Genomic DNA, 1,126 nt, shown 5'->3' with positions numbered 1-1,126 from the left:
AGCACCGCCCTCGGCCCAGTGGTCGGCCGCCGCGAGGGCCGCGAGATCCGCACCGCCGGCCGCGCGGTGCCGGGCCACGACGGCCTGCCCCAGGGCGAGCACGACCCCGAACACGACGCACATCACGGCCATCGCACCCAGGCTCCACACGGTGGCGGACCCACGGTCCGAGTCCCGGTCCGAGTGACGGGATCCCATCCGCCCCAGAGCCGCGACACGGCGCCTCACAGCAGCCTGGACACGGCACTTCACGGCCCCGGCCTCCCCTCTCCCACCGTTTCCTCCGCCACCGCCACGGCCTCCTCCCGCACCTCGAAGGGCAGCCCGCTCAGCACCGGTGGTTTCGCGACCACAACCACATGGACCTGGTCGCCTTCCCGGGAGACCGTGATCCTCGCGTCACGCGGTGCCGTGTCCCGGGTCACCTGGACGACCGCGTCGGCGGGATCCTGCCGAGCCGCCGCACGGGCGCCCGTCCGCGCCGCGTCCACGCACTGGATCTGCGCGGCCACCACCAGCAGCCCCCAGACCAGCGCCATCGCGAACATCACCAGCACGGGCAGGACCACGGCCGCCTCGGCCGTCACGAACCCCCCGTCGCCGCCCCGGCGTTCACACCTTCGCATCGAGGGCCCGCTTCACGATGCTCTGGAGCTCCGCGCTGACCGCTCCGCTGGTCACCACCTTGTAGAGCACCACGGCGAACGCCACTGCTGCGACCAGTCCCATCGCGTATTCAGCCGTGGCCATACCGGCGTCCCGGCGCGCCCGTACTCGTACCGCTCGGACCACCCGTACCGCTGCTGCCCGTACTCCCTGCACTGCCTTGTACATCTCAACCCCCGTGAGGTTCCTGTCGGTTCAGTTACTCGACTGCTTGATTGCTCGGTTGACCGATTGCTTGGTTGACCGATTGCTTGGTTGCCCGGTTGTTGGATCAGCCGCCACCCCCTCCCGTCGCCCCGCCCGCGAGCCCGATCACCACAGGCAGTACGCCGACCGCGATGAACGCGGGCAGGAAGCACAGCCCCACCGGTGCGGTGATCAGGACGGCCGCCCGCCGGGCCCTTGCCGTCGCGGTGCGCGTCCAGTCGGCGCGGGCCTCCGCCGCGGGCCGTGCGACCAG

Annotated in this window: 3 protein-coding genes and 1 pseudogene; all 4 read right to left on the bottom strand. The window is 71.7% G+C overall.

All coding sequences use genetic code 11. From position 1 onward, the window contains the following. On the bottom strand, positions 1-198 hold a 198-nt coding region (locus R6V09_RS53630), incomplete at its 3' end, for an Rv3654c family TadE-like protein (RefSeq protein WP_317888625.1). 50 nt (positions 199-248) lie between these two features. Then, entirely contained in the window at positions 249-626 is a 378-nt protein-coding gene (locus R6V09_RS53625; RefSeq protein WP_317888624.1) for a TadE family type IV pilus minor pilin, read from the bottom strand. Then, positions 613-834, bottom strand: a complete 222-nt coding sequence (locus R6V09_RS53620) for a DUF4244 domain-containing protein (protein WP_317888623.1) — start codon at positions 832-834, stop codon at positions 613-615. The genes R6V09_RS53625 and R6V09_RS53620 overlap by 14 nt, the downstream gene beginning before the upstream one ends. A gap of 103 nt (positions 835-937) precedes the next feature. Continuing rightward, positions 938-1,126, bottom strand: a pseudogene (locus R6V09_RS53615) (type II secretion system F family protein); the annotation flags it as partial.

The organism is Streptomyces sp. W16 (assembly GCF_033194735.1).
Classification (GTDB): domain Bacteria; phylum Actinomycetota; class Actinomycetes; order Streptomycetales; family Streptomycetaceae; genus Streptomyces.
Note: the sequence above shows the minus strand (reverse complement) of the source record. Positions and strands in the feature narration are given on the sequence as shown.

Excerpts from the sequence above, each read along its gene's own strand:
- R6V09_RS53625 (WP_317888624.1), bottom strand. The coding sequence starts at position 626 with ATGCGAAGGTGTGAACGCCGGGGCGGCGACGGGGGGTTCGTGACGGCC.
- R6V09_RS53620 (WP_317888623.1), bottom strand. The coding sequence starts at position 834 with ATGTACAAGGCAGTGCAGGGAGTACGGGCAGCAGCGGTACGGGTGGTC.